This window comes from Actinomadura montaniterrae (assembly GCF_008923365.1).
GTDB lineage: Bacteria > Actinomycetota > Actinomycetes > Streptosporangiales > Streptosporangiaceae > Spirillospora > Spirillospora montaniterrae.
The window spans coordinates 21,532-37,643 of record NZ_WBMR01000003.1; the positions used below are offsets into that span (position 1 = coordinate 21,532).

Here is a 16,112-nt window from a genome sequence, read left to right on the forward strand (position 1 = left end):
AGCAATTCTCAAAACATTCACGACGAGCTCCATTCGGCAAGCTGAAATCTCTGCTCATCCATTCAGGGCGCGTGCGAGCAGGAACGCCGCAGCGCACTGCTGAAGGCGTTCAATCCGGTCAGCCTGACTGAATCAGGTCATGATTACGGTTCCGCCCGGCCCTCAATCAGGGTGACTGCACTCTTCTCGAGCGCGGGTCGGCGGCCGTACGGCTATGACCTCGCGTGCCTCGCGCCCTTAATTTCTTGATTCCGCGTGCTGCAGTTCCTGCAGGACGCTGGCGATCAGCGCCTCGACCCCGTAGTTGAAAAGCCGGGCACTGGGGATATCGACGATCTCCTCGGCCAGCTCGACGACCAGCGGAAATTCGGTCTTCGGCAGGCCCGCGTACAGGTGTTGCCGCTGGCGCCGCATCTCCTGTGCCTCCGCACCGGCCTCGCTGAGCCCCCAAGGACGTGGTGCCTGGTAGCTACTGAATCCGATGGCGAACGTGATGAGGAAGCCGTAGCACTTCACCGCCAGCGGGCCGGGGATTCCGGCGTCGACGAGGCGGCGCAGCGGGATCTCCATTGACCCGTGCAGGGCTCCCTGGCTGTCCGTCTGCCGGGCCGCGAACAGCCGGGCGATGCTCGGATGCTCCTGCATCGTCGAAAGCAAGGCGGATGCCAGGCTCCGGATGGCCGCCGCCGGACCGGCGTCCGGGCTTTCTTCGAACTTCATCCGGCCGAGCGCATGGTCCGCCATTCCGTCAAGGATCGTGTCCTTGTTCCGGAAGTAGGTGTAAAGCGACATGGGGCCGACCCCCAGCTCCGCGGCGATCCGGCGGATCGTGATCTTGTTGGGGTCGCCCTCGGCGTCTGCCAGACGGAGCGCCGTCGTCACGATCAGTTCGGGCGTCAGAGTCGCGCCTGTGGACTGCTCGCGTTTCACCACGGCCTCTTCCCATCTCCGGTCTCGGCCACTCCGGCTGAGGGCCATCATTCCCGACTGCCTCCTGGTCGCCTAACAACCTACTGGACCGCGTACCACGAGATCGGCCCCTCGACAGCCTTGCCCGTACAATGTACCGTACAAGCGTTGGCGCACAACACGGTAGTGCCACCGGCGTTGCAGGACGGGGTGTGACGGCCCAGGACGTCTGCCCAGACCCGTCCCTGGCACGACCCTCTCCCTGCCACTTCTCCGAAGAGGGGACCCTTTCGTGGACAAAGACCGACCGCTTATCGGGATCCGGATCCCGCCCTGCGCACCCGCGCCCGAACTGGCCGCCGCCGCCCAGAGAGCGGAGCGGGCCGGATTCGGGGCCGCCTGGTTCCCCGACAGCCAGCTTCTCTGGCGTGATGTGTGGGTGACGCTCGCCGCCGCCGCCGGCGCCACGACCGGGATCCAGCTAGGAGCCGCCGTCACCAACTTCGAGACCCGGCACCCCTCCGTCACCGCCTCGGCCATCCGGACGCTCCAGGAGATGGCTCCCGGCAGGCTCGCGGTGGGGGTCGGTGCCGGAAGCAGCTCGATCAAGCACATCGGCACCCCGCCCACCCGCCGTTCGCACCTGCGGACGGGGTTCGACGCCCTGCGAACGCTGCTCGCGGGAGACGCCTACGACTTCGGCAGCGGCGCGGGCAGGCTCCGTGATGCCGTCGGCGCGCCGCCGCTGTACATGGCGGCGAGCGGGCCCCGGAACCTCGAGTTCGCGGGCGAGGTCGCCGACGGCGTCATGGTGCTGAGCGGAATTTCGGAGAAGCTGCTGACCGCCGCCATCGGGCGGGTGCGGACCGGCGCGCGCCGGGCCGGCCGCGACCCGGACGCCGTGCGGATCATCGTCGCGGCCTTCGCGCACGTGACCCACGACATCCGGCGCGACTGCGGGATCGTCAAGCCGCTCTGCGCCGACCTCGTCCTTCGCGGGGCGGGCCAGGCGCTGGCCGAGGAAGGCATCGACGTGACCGGTCGCCCCCGCGAGGACCCGCGGGTCTACCCCGACTATCGCCACGCCGAGAACTGGGACGACGCGATCCAGGTCGCCGGCGAGGTCATCGACGACGACGCCGCCGTGCGGTTCGCCGAGCGGTTCTGCGTCGTCGGCGACGGCGCGCAGATCCGCAGGCGGATCGCCGAGATCACGGAGTTCGGCGCGGACGAGATCTACGTACAGGGGGTCGGCAGTTACGACCTCCCTCTCCAGCTCATCGACGACTTCGGAAGGGAAGTTCTGGCATGACCGGCGACACGACGGCGACGGAACCGCGCACCGCGGTGGTGACCGGAGGGACCAGCGGGATCGGCCGGGCGGTCGCGGAGGCCCTCGCCGCCGCGGGCGTCCGGGTGGCGGTCGCGGCTCGCGGCGCGGAGCAATGCGAGAAGACCGCAGAGTCTCTGCGGGCGAGAGGTGGACAGGCCCTGGGCGTTCCCACCGACGTGGCCGACTCCGCGGCCGTCGCACGGCTCGTTGAGACCACCGAGGCGGAGCTGGGCCCCGTCGACATCCTGGTGGCCAGCGCGGGCACCCTCGTCAAAGGGCCGCTCGCGGAGATGACCGACGAGCTCATCGAGCGAGCGTTCCGCGTCAACACCTTCGGCGCCGTCTATGCCTGCCGCGAAGTCGTCCCGAGGATGCGAGCGAGGGGTACCGGGCGGATCGTCACCGTCTCCTCGGTGCTCGGCTCGGTCGGGATCACCCATCGTTCGGTCTACTCCGCGACCAAGGGAGCGCTCGCACAGTTCACGCGGAGCCTGGCCGGCGAGCTCGCGGGCACCGGCATCACCGTCAACAGCGTCGCGCCGGGCCCCATCGCCAAGGACGCGCCGATGCCTCCGCCCGACCCGGCGGTCGACCCGGCCCCGAGCCGGATGATCGACCAGGAAACGCTCGTCGGCCGCTGGGGCACGCCCGCCGACGTCGCCCGAGTGGTGATGACCCTCGTCGACGACCCCACCGGCTTCCTCACCGGCGCCGTCTGGCCCGTTGACGGCGGCTACACCGCTCACTAGGTCGCGGCGGAACGCGCCGCGGACAAGCACGTCATACCCATCCGACACATCGAGGGAGACCCTCACCCATGGTGCAGGCACAACAGCCGCAGGCAAGCCCGCCTTCGCAGCCGAAGCGGCGCAGACCCGGACAGGACTGGAAGGCGTGGCCGCAGTACGACGCCGCGGAACTGGGGTTGCGCGGCTACTGGTATCCGGTGACCTGGTCGAGCAAGGTGACGGGAACTCCGCAGCGGCAGACGCTGTGCGGCGAGAAGCTCGTGCTGATCCGGGACGGGGGCGAGGTCTACGCGCTCGCCGACCGGTGCCCGCACCGCGGGGTCCCGCTCTCGCTCGGACGCCAGGAGTTCCCGGGCACCCTCACCTGCGCGTACCACGGCTGGACCTTCGATCTCGAGAGCGGCAAGCTCTGCGCGGTCCTCACCGATGGGCCCAAGTCGCCGATCTGCGGGAAGGTCGTGCAGAAGACCCATCCGGTCGAGGAGCGGCACGGCATCGTCTGGGTCTACCTCGGCGACGGCGAGGAGCCGCATCCACTCGACGAGCAGCTGCCCGAAGAGTGGCGGGACGGTTCTTTCGTGCTGGGCGGGTCCATGCAGGACCGGCGGGGCGACTGGCGCTACGCCTGCGAGAACGGCTTCGACGAGGGCCACGCCAAGTACCTCCACCGGACCTCGCTGTGGCGGCTCTTCCGCACGATGCCCACCTGGAACATCACCTCGATCGAGCGCCAGGGCCGATGGATACACCGGGTCCAGAAGGAAGTTCACTTCCGCGACGAGCACTCCGGTCTGGGGGTGTGGACCAACTACCGGTGGTGGAAGAAGAAGCCGCCTGAGCGCGTCTTCAACATCGGCAACGTGGGCGACCTGGGCAAGCCGGTCCACCCGGTCATCGGGCGCCAGGAGTTCCCCGGCTACACCTCCATCTCTGTGCCGGGCGTGCTTCGCGTCGTGTACCCGGACTTCATCCACTACGAGTGGTGGGTGCCGACCGAACCCGGGCACCACCGCTACGTCGGGATCATGATCCAGTACCGGGAGGGACTGAGCACCCTTCCCTTCTACCTCAAGTACTTCGGGGGCATCCGCTGGTTCTTCCACGGCCAGTTCTCCCAGCAGGACGAGTGGATGGTGGGAGAGACGGACGCCCCGCCGGAGCGGCTCTACCGCCCGGATGCCTCGCTCACCGCATGGCGGAAGCTCGTCGAGGAGACCACGACCACCCACGAGGCCGCCCGGGCGGCGAAGGCGAGGCGGCAGGACTATGACGTCTAAGGGCAAAGGCACGGCCTCCAAGCCCGCGAAGGGGATCTTCGCCGCCGCCGCGGTCATGACCGCGGTGGTACTGGTGCGGTGGCTCGGCCGGAGGTCGAACACCCAGGTGCATCGAGTCGTCCTGCCGCCCACGAAGGACGCGTGATGACCGTCCTGCCCGACCCGTCGGACGCCCGGCTCGAAGACCATCGGCGTGAGCTGCTCACCGAGGCCTGGGCACAGATCAAGGTCGAGCGGCTGCGCGACCTCGTCGTCGGAATGGTGGACATCCCCAGTCCCACCGGCGCCGAGGCGGTGTTGGCGCAGTGGCTGACCGGCCGGCTGGAGGATGCCGGGCTGCACGCGTCCTACCAGGCCATCGACGATGAGCAGGGCAACGCGACCGGACGGCTGCGTGGCGGCGGCACCGGACCCGACCTGCTGCTGTACGCACCGATCGACACGCTCACGGTCGGGACCGCCGAGGAGGACGTGCCTTGGGTCGGTCCCGAGTTGAGGCCGGACCTGTGTCCGCGAGCCGTCGTGGAAGGCGACTACGTGATGGGCCTGGGGGCGGCCAACCCCAAGGCGCACGCCGCCTGCGTCGTCGCCGCCGCCGAAGCGGTGGCGGCCGCCGGGATCCCGCTGACCGGGGACCTGCTGGTCGGGCTGGGGGCCGGCGGTATGCCGGTCAACAAGCGCGAGGTCGAACGCGTCCGGCGGTACAACGCCGGCCAGGGCAACGGTTGCTCGTTCCTGCTGGAGCAAGGCTTCTGGGCCGACTACGCCGTGATCGCCAAGCCGGGCTGGGCCACCGCGTGGGAGGAGGTCGGCCTGTGCTGGTTCGAGCTCTCCGTGCACGGCACCTACCACTACGTCGGCAGCCGCCACCGCATGCCGTACCGCAATCCGATCGTTGACGCGGCGAAGGTCGTGGAGGGTCTCGAACGCTGGTTCCCCCAGTACAGCGCGGCCCACACCGACGGACTGGTGGCACCGCAGGGCCATATCGGGTCGATCCGCGGAGGCTGGACGAAGACCGCCGCCGTCTCACCCGCCACGTGCCGGCTGCGCGTCGATCTGCGGACGAACCCGCGCAGTTCGGTCAACGACGTTCGTCGCGAGTTCGGCGCCGCGATCGACGAGATCCGGGCCGCGCACCCCGGCCTCGACGTCGATTGGGAGCTGGTGCTCGCCATCCCGGGGACGTCCACCCCCGTCGACAACTGGGTCTGCCGGGCCTCCGTAGCGGCCTGGGAGCAGATCACCGGCCGGCCGCACGAACCGATCGCGGACACCAGCGGGGCGACCGACGCCAACATCCTTCGGCTGCGGGGCATACCGACAGCGCGCATCGGAATGGACCGCATCGGCCCGGGCGCGCCCCTTCCCCTGGACTTCCCGTCCGGAATGAACGTGGCCGACGTCCGCGAAATGGAGCGGCTCACGCGGCACCTCGTACACATGATCATCAACACCTGCACCCGCGAACGGGCGGAGTGCGCTGCGATGCCCACGGAGAAAGCATGACGATCTGGACCGAACTCACCCCTGCTGCCTTCCGGTTGGAGTACGTCGATGCGGCCGGCGTGCGCACCCGCACGCTGCGCGCCGGCACGTCGGGCACGCCTGCCGTCGTGTTCCTGCACGGCACCAGCGGGCACCTGGAGGCGTTCACCCGCAACATCGCCGCGCACGCCGAGCGGTACGACTGCCACGCCATCGACATGCTCGGCCACGGCTACACGGGCAAGCCGAGCAGGCCCTACGAGATCGCCGACTACGTCGAGCACCTCCTGGCCTACCTGGACGCCGTGGGCGTCGAGCGGGCGCACATCGTCGGCGAGTCGCTGGGCGGATGGGTCGGTGCACGGGCGGCGATCGACCACCCGGCGCGGGTGGCCAGCCTGCAGTTGCTGTGCGCCGGCGGCACCATCGCCAACCCGGAGGTGATGGACCGGATCCGCACCAGCACCAAGCAGGCGGTATCCGGCGACGACATCGCGCTGACCCGCGAACGGCTGCGGCTGCTGATGGCGGACGAGAAGAACGCCACCGAAGAGCTGGTGCAGGTACGGCACGCCATCTACCATCAGCCCGATTTCGTCGCCAACGTCGACAACCTGCTGTCGCTGCAGAACATGGAGATCCGGGAGCGCAATCTGCTGCGCCCGGATCACCTGGGGCGCATCACTCAGCCGACACTGATCATCTGGGGCCGGCAGAACCCCTTCGGCGAAGTGCCGGAGGCCCACCGCATGCACGACGCGATCCCGGGGTCTCGGCTGGAACTGTTCGAGAACTGCGGGCACTGGCCGCAGCACGAGCAGCCCGACCGATACAACCCGCTCAGCATGGCCTTCCTGGCCAAGGCGGCCGACTGACGTGCCCTGCTCCACGCCTGGACCGTCCCGGCTCCGAACGCTCTAGCGCTGGCTGGCCGTACGTGGTTCCGGGTCGTGGCAAGACGCCTCGGACGGCGATGGGGACGACCGGGTGACCCGTGCCGTGACGGCGCGACGCGTGGTGCCGCACCCGATCGTCAACAAGCCGTCACCCTGCCACCCCGACACCCACTTCATCCGCTGAAAGCCCGGCCGGTCCTCGACGTAGGGATCGAGCGGGGCGGCGCGGCGGACTCGCGGTGCCGTTGTTCAGTACGCGAGTTCGCCGATGCCGCCGTCGACGCGCAGGACGGTGCCAGCGGTGTAGGCGGACTCGTCCGAGGCCAGGTAGACGGCTGCCTTTGCCAGTTCGGTGGGGGTACCGAGACGGTGGAGGGGCACGGTGCGCTGGAGTTCCTCGTAGATGGCGGCCTGGCGTTCGGGGCCGAGCGGCTTGAAGGTGTCGGTGACGGTCGGGCCCGGGCTGAGCCCGTTGACCCGGACGTGTCGCTCCTTCAGTTCATGGGTGAGTCCGCGGGACAGGGAGAGCAGGGCGGCCTTGGAGGCGCCGTAGACCGCGGCGTTGTCGTGTCCGATGTAAGCGGAGACCGAGCCGACGAGGATGACCGAGGCCTGCCGGGACAACAGCGGCAGCAGGGCCTTGATCAGGAAGAACGGCGCCTTGAGATTGGTGGCGAGGAGCCGGTCGAATGCCTCTTCGGTCCATTCTTCGATCGGGAGGTGGGTGACGTCGGCGGCGTTGCTCATCACGATGTCGAGCCGCGGCCACTCCTGCCGCAGCCGGGCCGCGAGTGTCGCCTGCCCGGGCACGTCGCCGGCGTCGCTGCGGATGGGCAGCAGCGGGCCGTCCAGTCGCCGGGCGGCCTCGTCCAGGCGTTCCTGCGAGCGCCCGGTGATGGCGACGGTCGCTCCCTCGGCGAGGAATTCGCGGGCGGTCGCGAACCCGATGCCGCCCGTCCCGCCCGTGATCAGTGCGTGCTTGCCTTCAAGACGACCCATGGAACTCGTTCTCCTCACTCGCGCCCAAGGCGCATGGTTCTGGTCGGGGTGGCGGTGGTCCCGGCAGCGATGACGGGCTGTTCCCCGTCATCTCGTGAAAGCGCCGCACCGCACTCGCCGTATCGGCGGCCGGCGGTCGGGGGTCAGATGGCGGTTCGACCGCCGTCCGCGGCCACGATGGCGCCGGTTACATAGCTGGCCCGGTCGCCGGCGATGAAGGCGATCACCTGGGCGACCTCGGACGGGTCGGCGGTGCGCTTCAGCGCGGTGGTCAGGCCCATGCCGCCGAGGTCGGGTCCCATGGCCGCCACCACCTTGGAGGTGGTCATCGGGCCGGGGGCCACGGCGTTGACGCGCACGTTGGACTCGGCGTACTCCGCCGCCCAGGTGCGGGTCAGGGACTCCAGCGCCGCCTTGGTCGCGCCGTAGACCGCCATCGGCGGCATGCCCAGGCCGGCCGCGGTGGAGCTGACGTTGACGATGCTGCCGCCCCCGCCGGCGGCCATCTTCGGCGCGAGCCGGGCGACCAGGATGAACGGCGCTCGCACATTGACCGCGAAGGCGGCGTCGTAGTCGGCGATGTCCTGGTCGGCGGTCGCGCTGAACGGGACCACGCCCGCGTTGTTGACGAGGACGTCCACCGCGCCGGCGTCCTCGGCCAGCCGCTGCACGGCCTGCGGGTCGGCCAGGTCGGCCGGGATGAAGCGCACCGTTCCGGCGGAACCGGCCGCGCCGTGCCGGACGTCGTCCACGACCTGGGCGCCGCGGCCCGGGTCGGTGCCGGTGATGATCACGTTCGCCCCGCCGGCGGCGAGGACCCGCGCCGTCGCGTGCCCGAGCCCGCCGATGGCACCCGATCCGGTGATCAGTGCCGTCCTGCCCTCGAAGTCCATGTGGTCAGCCCTCTCGTGTCCGCCGGCCCGCCCGCGCGCCGCCGACTTCTATGCAGACGTTCAAAAAGTCGCCCGGTCATCACCATACGGATTTTTGTGCATGCGGTCAAAAAGTCGTAACCTGGGGACATGGCACGGACGGGGCGCCCCCGCGCATTCGACAAGGACCAGGCCCTGGAGCGCGCGCTCCTGCTGTTCTGGGCCCGTGGCTACGGAGCGACCTCCGTCCAGGACCTGGTCGAGGCGCTGGATCTGGAGCGAGGCAGCCTGTACGGCGCCTTCGGCGACAAGCGGCGTTTCTACCTGACGGCCGTCCAGCTGTACTGGGACACCTACGAGCGCGCGCTGGTCGCGGCGCTGGAGGACGGGCCGGTGCTGCCGGCGCTGCGCGAGGTGCTCGCCAACCCGGCCCGGGCACAGGAGCACGCCTCCGACGTCGGCGTCCCGCACGGGTGCATGATCGGCAACACCACCGCCGAACTGGTCCCGCAGGACGCCGAGGCCGCCGAGATCGTGACCCGCTCGCACGCCCGCTTCACCCAGATCGTCGCCGACGCCCTGCGGCGCGGGCAGGCCGGCGGCGAAGTCGTCAAGGACGCCACCCCCGAGGCCCAGGCGCAGCTACTGCTGTTCACCGTCCAGGGCCTGTCCCTGGTCTCCCGCACCGGGCTCGACACGACCGCCGCGCTCGCCGCCGTCGATGCCCTGATCGACGCCCTCCGCGCCTGATCGACCCGCGCGACCCACCACCCCTGACCAGGGAAAACGCGGGTCGGCCTGTCCGCCGCCGTGGTTACAGGACGGCGGTGAGCAGGCTTACCGCGGACTCCTGGCGGGCGATGTCGGCCTGGTCGAACGGGCCCGTCCAGCGCAGGCCGTACTGGTCGGCGTTGTTCCGGTCGTAGGTGAAGGCGGAGCGGGCCTGGGTCGTCAGGTAGTTCCGGTACGGGCGGCCGGGGAGCGCGCGGTCGAGTTCGGCGAGGTTCCGCGCGAAGATGCCCTTGAACGCCGCCTGGTCGGAGTTGCACGTGGCGGCGGCCTCGCAGGGTTCGGTGAGGATGCCACGCGGTGACAGCCCCGGGTCGGTGGTCACGGCGTCGGCGATCCGCCGGGCGGTGGCGAGCAGGGACGGGTCGCCGGTGGCGCGGTGCAGCTCCGTCAGGCCGCCCAGGATCACGCCCTGGTTGTACGTCCAGGTGGTGCCGCCGTTGTTGCCGCAGTTTCCGCTCTGCGTCGCCAGGCCGTCGTTGACCAGATGGGTTCCGTTGATCATCCCGCTGCGGGCGAACCAGCGCCAGGTCTGGCGCGCGTGGGCGAGGTACTTGGTGTCGCCCGGGATCCGGTTGTGCAGGGAGGCGGCCAGCTTGAGGTAGAGCTCGTTGCTGATGGCGTTCTTGTAGGTCTTCCCGGGCAGGTCCCACCAGATGCCGCCGCCGCAGGTGTCGTCCCAGTACTGGCGCATGTACGCCTCGTCGGTCTCGGCGATCTTCAGGTACCTGGTGTCGCGGGTGAGGTCGTACATGCGGACCATCGCCAGCGCCCACCAGCCGGTGTCGTCGGTGGAGTCCGCGCGGAACTCGCCGCCGCCCTGCGGCCACCAGGGCAGCGGCTTGCGCTGGAGCTCGATGGTGTTCTTCACCTGGGGCAGGTAGCGCGTCGAGCGGGTCCGTGCCATGTAGTCGAGGAGCGCCTGGAGCGCGTTGCCCGACTGCCACCAGGGGCTCTCGGGCTGCCAGCGTCCGCTCGCCTGGTCGTAGAACCCCATCATCGCGTCGACGGCCGATGTGGCACGGGCCCGCGCGGTCCTGTTCTCGCCCGCGTCCGCGCTTGCGGCGGACGTGCCCACGGCGAGCGCCAGAACCGCGCCCGTCACGAGGGAGACCAGACCCTTTCCCGTACGTCGCTTCAGTCCGGTCATCGCGCACCCTCCATGGCAACGAGGCGCCCCAGCCCATGGCCTCCGCCCGGGCGGGCAGTGCGCTGAATTGTGCCCCGGGTGGGACGAGACGCGCAAGAGTAGGCAGGATCGTTCACATAGGTGAGCGCTCTTGCTTGAAATTGTCGGCGGCGTCGGTTGGTTCTCCGCGACGGCGGGGCAGGTGGGGAGCGCGCGTCGGCTCGTGCGCCCACGAGAGCCGACGCGCAGGAGCGTGATGGAGAATGTCTGGTGGTGATCGGTCTTGCGCGAGTACGGTCGACGCATGCTCCGGGACCGACGCCATGAGCTGATCCTCCGCGTCCTGCGCTCCGAAGGGCCGGTGACGGTGGAGACGCTGGCCGAGCGCCTGGCGGCGAGCCTCGCCACCATCCGCCGCGATCTGCAGAAGCTCGACGAGGAGGGCCTGCTCAAACGGGTACACGGCGGCGCGATGCCGGTCGAGGGCCATGACGACCCCTTCACGGACGTCGCCGAGGTCCGGCCCGCCGAGAAGGACGCCGTCGCGCTGCGCTGCGCCGAGCTGATCCAGGACGGCGAGACCGTGCTGCTCGACATCGGCACGACCGCGCACATGGTGGCGCGCCACCTGCGGGGCCGGGCTCTGACGGTCGTCACCAGCAGCCTCCCGGTGGTCGAGACGCTGGCCGACGACCAGCACGTCCAGCTCGTCGTTCTCGGCGGCATGCTGCGCCGTGACTACCGGTCGCTGGTGGGCTACCTGACGGAGGACAACCTGCGGCAGATCCACGCGGACCGGCTCGTCCTCGGCACCAGCGGGATACGGCCGACCGGAACCGTCATGGACACGACGGTGGTCGAGGTGCCGGTCAAACGAGCCATGATCGCGGCCAGCGGGCAGGTGGTCCTCGTCGCCGACGCCGGCAAGTTCCCGGGCACCGGCATGGCGAAGGTCTGCGATGCCACCGACCTGGACGTGGTCATCACGAACGCCCCGGTCGATCCGGACACGGGAGCGGCCCTCGCGGATGCCGGAGTGCAGGTGCTGGAGGCGTAAGGTGCTCGGCGTCCGCTGAACTGCTGCGGCTGTCCAGACGCCGCTTTCCGGGAGCCGGACCGGTCGGTCGTCGGTGAGGGATTGTTATGCCGCGGTCGCCGCGACGTGGACGTGGAGCGCGTCTTGACCCAAGGCACCGCAAGTGGCCGCCAAGCTCGGCGTGACCGAGTACGGACCAGCGTACTTCGCATTCCGGTCGGCTCCGATAGGCGCACTCTCGTGGCAAGTCACTCTCGCGGCCTTCTACCCCTTCAGCCCACGGGCGGTGCAGGCCATGGCAGGCGTGTGGGATAGCGCAACGCCGGAGCAGTGGCAGGCCGCTCGCTTCGCGGCCGTCGATCGCGCGTTGCAGCGCGTCGACGTAGACCTCACCGCCGATCAGAAACAACCATCCACGCTGCTGGTACAGCCTTCCCCTGGCGCTGCGGAAATCGTCTCGGAGAACCGTGAAAGAATCGCGCTCTTCCCAACACAAGCGTGATGTGTACCGAAAAGACACACAAACGATCGAGGCGGTGCCGCCCGACCCGGACGCGGGGCGGACGCGGTTCATGACGCTGTACGAACGCTGCTACGGCAGCATCGTGCGCTACGCATGGCGGCGGGTAGGTCCGGACCAGGCGGAGGACATCGCCAGCGAGACGTTCACCATCGCCTGGCGGCGGATCGCCGACATTCCATCCGACCATGAGCTGCCCTGGCTGTACTCCGTCGCCCGAAACGTCATCGCGAACAGCGCACGACGCGAACAACGCGACCGAGAACTCAATGACGCTCTGAGCGTGGAACCCGAATCCGACCACGCGGACGCCGTGACGAGCCGGCAGATAGCGATCAGCGTGCTGCGCGGCCTGAGCGACAAAGACCGCGAGCTGGCACGTCTCGCCGCATGGGAATGCCTCAGCAGCCGGGAGATCAGCATCGTGCTGGGGTGCAGCCACGCCGCGGTCCACATTCGCCTGCATCGCCTGCGCAAACGACTCGAGAAACTGTTCGACGACCACCAGGGAGAGGGGACCGACTGATGAACTCCGACATCGAAACCATTCGCACGCTGCTGAGCCCCCACGATCCGGCCGTCGGCGTCGACCCCACAGTGCCGGAGACGTCGCTGACGACGATGTTCGGCGATGCTCCTGGACCCCGCCCGGTCCGGCGGGCCCGCGGGCGGCGCACCGCCATGTTCGCGGGCGCGGGCGTGGCCGCGGCGGCGATCGTCGGTATCGCGGGAGTCGTCACCCTGCCCGGGCATGGCGAGCCGGTGACGGAGGCACGCGCGGCGACACCGCCCCTGCTCACCTATCACGGCGGCGGGCCCACAAGCGCCCGTGACGTGCTCCTCGGTCTGGCCGAGCGGACCGAGCGTCTGCCCGACACCGCCGGCACAGGCCGCTACGCCTATGTACAGACCCGGAACTGGGAGCTGAGCGATCAGGGAAACGCGAAGGGCGAGACGAGCAGTGCGGTCATCGCGACGACTTCCCAGCAGTGGCTGGCCGCCGACGGCTCGGGCCGCCAACGTTCCGAATACGGCGCGCCGTACTTCCCGACCGCACGTGACCGCAAGGTGTGGGAGAAAACAGAAAAGGACGGCGGTGGAATCGTCGCGCCAGGCAAAGACGACCAGCGGTTCGGCCCAGGCGGCATACCGTTCAGGTTGGCATGGAAGGCGCTGTCCACCAACCCGAAGATCCTGAAGAAGCAACTGTACGCGGCGAATCCGAACTCCGAAGACGGCCAAGTGGAACGGCTCGTCGACATCGAGAATCTTTACAGCGAACGCCCCGTCCGGCCCGCGGTCGCCGCCGCCGCGCTCCGTGTCGTCGCCGACATCCCCGGCCTGCACTATGACGGCATGACGACCGATCGGGCGGCCCGTACCGGCCTCGCCGTCAGCGTACAGTGGAACGGCTCGGCCATCCCCCAACGGTATACGCTGATTTTCGACCCGCAGACCGGTCGCCTGCTCGACAGCGAGCAGGTACTCACTCGGACTGTCAAGGGATGGAATGTGAAAGTTCCCTCGGTTATCAGTTACACGGTGTTCCTCAAGTCTTCCTTCACCCAGAGCCTTGAGCCGCCCAAGTGAACTGATCCCAACATCACTCACCCGCGTCTGATCAAGCCCCGCGCCGGCGCCACTCCCTGCGCGTCTCACCCGCACGGACGTAGGTTTCGACAAGCACAGCGTCCTGACCGCGCAGGCCGCCGCGACGCCGCATTTGCCGGAAACAACGTCCGTGCAGGTCAAGCAGCACGTTCTTCCGCGGACGCGAATCCGCAGCCCCGCATCAGCGACTTAGCTGCCACTAGCAATCCAGCGAGCATTCCAGCGACCCTAACGTCGCCGCTCCGGCCAACTACCCCATCAGCGCCCCAGACAAGCTCGAAGCCCGCACCAGGCGCTAACCGAGTGACTCACCGGGAGCATGATTTTGCCCCAGTTCTGTGGACAGGTCGGGGCTCGTGCTTACACGGCAGCGTGAGCGTGCTGGTGGGCGTATCTCCTTTCGTATTCGGTCGGGCTGATTCGGCCAGTGAGAACAGGGCCCCACATGCGAAGCTGAGTCGATCCCGCCTACCGGCTGGGCCTGTGGCGCGGGCGCGGTTCACGAGTCGGTGGGCTGGTCGAGGTCGGACAGGTCGAGCACGAAGCGGTAGCGGACGTCGCCACGGCCGAGGCGGCTGAGCGCCTCCTGAACGCGCGCCGAGGGCAGTACCTCGACGTCGGCCGTGATGGCGTGGTCGGCGCAGAAGTCCAGCAGCTCGGCGGTGAGGCGGCGGCCGCCCGTGCCCGAGGAGGTCAGCTTCTTGCGGCCCTGAACCAGGTCGAGGATCCGGACCGGCTGCTCCAGGGGGTAGCCGAGCAGCGCGAGGGTCCCGTCCAGCGCCGCCATGCGCAGCAACGGGGACAGGTCGTGCGGGGCGGGGATGGTGTCCAGGATGAGGTCGAACCTGCCGCGTGCGAGCTGGATCTGCTGGTCGTCGGTGGCGATCAGCGTGTCGGCCGCTCCGAGCTTGTGAGCGTCGCCGGCTTTGGCGGGTGTGCGGCTGAGGACGGTGACCTGGGCGCCGAGTTCGGCGGCCAGCTTCACCCCCAGGTGGCCCAGCCCGCCGAGGCCGGCCACGGCGACCCGGCTCCCGGGCCCGATTCCGGCCGCGCGCAGGGGTTCCCAGACGGTGATCCCCGCGCACATCAGCGGGGCGGCGGCGGCCGGGTCGAGCCCGTCCGGCAGGTGGTAGGCGAACCGGTCGCGCAGCACGTACTCGCGGCTGTAGCCGCCCTGGGTCCTGGTGCCGTCGATGCGGTCGGTGCCGCCGTAGGTGGTGACGGGGCCCTCGTAACAGAAGTTCTCCTGCCCGGCCCGGCACATCTCGCAAGCTCCGCACGAGTCGACGATGGTCCCGACGGCGACCCGGTCACCGGCCGAGAACGCGGTCACCGCGGCGCCGACGGCGGTGACCGTACCGGTGAACTCGTGACCGGGGACCAGGGCGCCCTCGCCGAGTAGGCCGGCGATCCGGTGCAGGTCGCTGTGGCACACGCCGCAGTAGTCGACGCGGACCGCGATGTCGTCGTCGCGCAGGTCGCGGCGCTCGACCGGGACGCGGCGCAGTGCGGTGGTGCCCTCGGTGCTCATCCAGCCGGTGGTGGTCCGCATGATTCCTCCAGACAGACTATTCGGTCTTTTTCAGAGTAGGCCGCGTCCCGCCAAGAAACAAACCGACTAGTCAGTCTGCTAGGGTGGGGCTCGTGCCCGAACTACCGACCACCCCGAAGGGCCTCGCGACCAGGCGCCGGATTCTGGACGCGGCCGCCGAGGAGTTCGCCCAGTGGGGCATCGCCGGCGCCAGGATCGACCGCATCATCGCCGCCGCGCGCAGCAACAAGGCTCAGGTGTACGGCTACTTCGGCAGCAAGGACGGCTTGTTCGACGCGGTGATCGCCGACCACGCCGACCGGCTCATGAGCGCCGTCGCGTTCGACGCCGACGACCTGCCCGGCTGGGCCGTGGGAATGTACGACGAGAACCTGCGCCATCCCGAACTGGTCCGCCTCATGGCCTGGCTGCGGCTGGAACGGCGTCCGGCTGGACGGCTCACCGACAATCCCGACGACGAACCGAAACTCGCCGCCCTCGCCGCCGCCCAGGCCGCCGGACGGCTCCGCCAGGGCGACCCTCTCGACCTGATCGCCCTGGTCATCGCCATGGCCTGCGCATGGTCGCCGGCCAGCGGCTTCTATGCCGCCACCGCCGATGAGCCCGCCACCGACCACGACCGCCGCCGGGCCCTCCTGCGCGAATGCGTCGCCCGCGCCATCGCGCCCTGACCGATCACCCACCCACCTGCCCCGGGCCCATCACTGCGTTTCTCCGGGGATCGAACTGGGCGAGGGAACGTCGGGCAGCGTCGTCAGAGCCCGCTGAACCGCAGTAACGCATACGTGGTGGCGGCGGCAGGTTTCGGCGGTTTCGATCACGGTTTCCGGATCGGCGTCGTGCGGGACGGCGGCGATGTCGGCGAGCGGGACCAGCCGACGGAGCCCCGCGGTGCGCGCAGCGCCTGCCTCGGCAGCAGCCGGTCGGGTTTCGCTGAGACCGAGGCGGTGGG

At 69.5% G+C, this 16,112-nt stretch carries 16 protein-coding genes and 1 pseudogene; 12 read left to right on the forward strand and 5 right to left on the reverse strand.

The genetic code is table 11. The features are described 5' to 3' along the window. Positions 1 to 237: 237 nt before the first annotated feature. Positions 238 to 930 carry a TetR/AcrR family transcriptional regulator gene (locus F9B16_RS02195; RefSeq protein WP_225991268.1) on the reverse strand — a complete coding sequence of 231 codons (693 nt, stop codon included), beginning with the start codon at positions 928 to 930 and terminating at the stop codon, positions 238 to 240. Between the two features lie 271 nt (positions 931 to 1,201). On the opposite strand from F9B16_RS02195, the gene F9B16_RS02200 reads away from it, so the two are divergent. The 6 genes from F9B16_RS02200 to F9B16_RS02220 all read left to right on the forward strand — a co-directional run bounded on the left by F9B16_RS02200 (position 1,202) and on the right by F9B16_RS02220 (position 6,631). Then, positions 1,202 to 2,221 carry an LLM class flavin-dependent oxidoreductase gene (locus F9B16_RS02200; RefSeq protein ID WP_225991269.1) on the forward strand — a complete coding sequence of 340 codons (1,020 nt, stop codon included), beginning with the start codon at positions 1,202 to 1,204 and terminating at the stop codon, positions 2,219 to 2,221. After that, positions 2,218 to 2,991, forward strand: coding sequence for an SDR family NAD(P)-dependent oxidoreductase (locus F9B16_RS02205; protein WP_151538111.1), 774 nt, complete (start codon positions 2,218 to 2,220; stop codon positions 2,989 to 2,991). Before F9B16_RS02200 ends, F9B16_RS02205 begins: the two co-directional genes overlap by 4 nt. Before the next feature lie 68 nt (positions 2,992 to 3,059). Next, positions 3,060 to 4,268: a Rieske 2Fe-2S domain-containing protein gene (locus F9B16_RS02210; protein ID WP_151538112.1), complete on the forward strand. Its 1,209-nt coding sequence runs from the start codon at positions 3,060 to 3,062 to the stop codon at positions 4,266 to 4,268. Continuing rightward, the gene (locus F9B16_RS50615; RefSeq protein WP_192808575.1) at positions 4,258 to 4,413 is read left to right on the forward strand and encodes a hypothetical protein; all 156 of its coding nucleotides are present in this window, start codon (positions 4,258 to 4,260) and stop codon (positions 4,411 to 4,413) included. The genes F9B16_RS02210 and F9B16_RS50615 overlap by 11 nt, the downstream gene beginning before the upstream one ends. Further along, a complete protein-coding gene (locus F9B16_RS02215; RefSeq protein WP_151538217.1) occupies positions 4,413 to 5,777 on the forward strand; it encodes a zinc-binding metallopeptidase family protein in 1,365 nt (454 codons plus the stop codon). Before F9B16_RS50615 ends, F9B16_RS02215 begins: the two co-directional genes overlap by 1 nt. Next, the gene (locus F9B16_RS02220) at positions 5,774 to 6,631 is read left to right on the forward strand and encodes an alpha/beta fold hydrolase (RefSeq protein WP_151538113.1); all 858 of its coding nucleotides are present in this window, start codon (positions 5,774 to 5,776) and stop codon (positions 6,629 to 6,631) included. Before F9B16_RS02215 ends, F9B16_RS02220 begins: the two co-directional genes overlap by 4 nt. A 270-nt stretch (positions 6,632 to 6,901) precedes the next feature. On the opposite strand, the gene F9B16_RS02225 is transcribed toward F9B16_RS02220, so the two are convergent. Beyond that, positions 6,902 to 7,651, reverse strand: coding sequence for an SDR family oxidoreductase (locus F9B16_RS02225; RefSeq protein WP_151538114.1), 750 nt, complete (start codon positions 7,649 to 7,651; stop codon positions 6,902 to 6,904). Between the two features lie 143 nt (positions 7,652 to 7,794). Next, positions 7,795 to 8,544, reverse strand: coding sequence for an SDR family NAD(P)-dependent oxidoreductase (locus tag F9B16_RS02230; protein WP_151538115.1), 750 nt, complete (start codon positions 8,542 to 8,544; stop codon positions 7,795 to 7,797). Positions 8,545 to 8,673: 129 nt separating this feature from the next. Between F9B16_RS02230 and F9B16_RS02235 the strand changes: the two genes are divergently transcribed. Then, positions 8,674 to 9,273: a TetR/AcrR family transcriptional regulator gene (locus F9B16_RS02235; RefSeq protein ID WP_151538116.1), complete on the forward strand. Its 600-nt coding sequence runs from the start codon at positions 8,674 to 8,676 to the stop codon at positions 9,271 to 9,273. Positions 9,274 to 9,337: 64 nt separating this feature from the next. Here F9B16_RS02235 and F9B16_RS02240 read toward each other — a convergent pair whose 3' ends face one another. Then, a complete protein-coding gene (locus F9B16_RS02240; RefSeq protein WP_225991270.1) occupies positions 9,338 to 10,417 on the reverse strand; it encodes a glycoside hydrolase family 76 protein in 1,080 nt (359 codons plus the stop codon). Between the two features lie 328 nt (positions 10,418 to 10,745). Here F9B16_RS02240 and F9B16_RS02245 point away from each other — a divergent pair, with 328 nt between their 5' ends. The 4 genes and pseudogenes from F9B16_RS02245 (at position 10,746) to F9B16_RS02260 (ending at position 13,587) form a co-directional block, all read left to right on the forward strand. Then, complete coding sequence (locus F9B16_RS02245) at positions 10,746 to 11,498, forward strand: DeoR/GlpR family DNA-binding transcription regulator (RefSeq protein WP_151538118.1); 753 nt, start codon at positions 10,746 to 10,748, stop codon at positions 11,496 to 11,498. Between the two features lie 139 nt (positions 11,499 to 11,637). Beyond that, positions 11,638 to 11,979: pseudogene (locus F9B16_RS02250) on the forward strand (helix-turn-helix domain-containing protein); the annotation flags it as partial. Between the two features lie 70 nt (positions 11,980 to 12,049). Continuing rightward, positions 12,050 to 12,523, forward strand: a complete 474-nt coding sequence (locus F9B16_RS02255) for an RNA polymerase sigma factor (protein WP_151538119.1) — start codon at positions 12,050 to 12,052, stop codon at positions 12,521 to 12,523. Beyond that, a complete protein-coding gene (locus tag F9B16_RS02260) occupies positions 12,523 to 13,587 on the forward strand; it encodes a CU044_5270 family protein (RefSeq protein WP_151538120.1) in 1,065 nt (354 codons plus the stop codon). Before F9B16_RS02255 ends, F9B16_RS02260 begins: the two co-directional genes overlap by 1 nt. A gap of 520 nt (positions 13,588 to 14,107) precedes the next feature. Here the strand turns inward: F9B16_RS02260 and F9B16_RS02265 are convergent. Further along, entirely contained in the window at positions 14,108 to 15,160 is a 1,053-nt protein-coding gene (locus F9B16_RS02265; RefSeq protein ID WP_151538121.1) for an NAD(P)-dependent alcohol dehydrogenase, read from the reverse strand. A 92-nt stretch (positions 15,161 to 15,252) separates the two neighbouring features. On the opposite strand from F9B16_RS02265, the gene F9B16_RS02270 reads away from it, so the two are divergent. Further along, positions 15,253 to 15,831 (forward strand): TetR family transcriptional regulator, encoded by a 579-nt coding sequence (locus F9B16_RS02270; RefSeq protein WP_151538122.1) that lies wholly within the window; start codon positions 15,253 to 15,255, stop codon positions 15,829 to 15,831. Positions 15,832 to 16,112 lie beyond the last annotated feature (281 nt).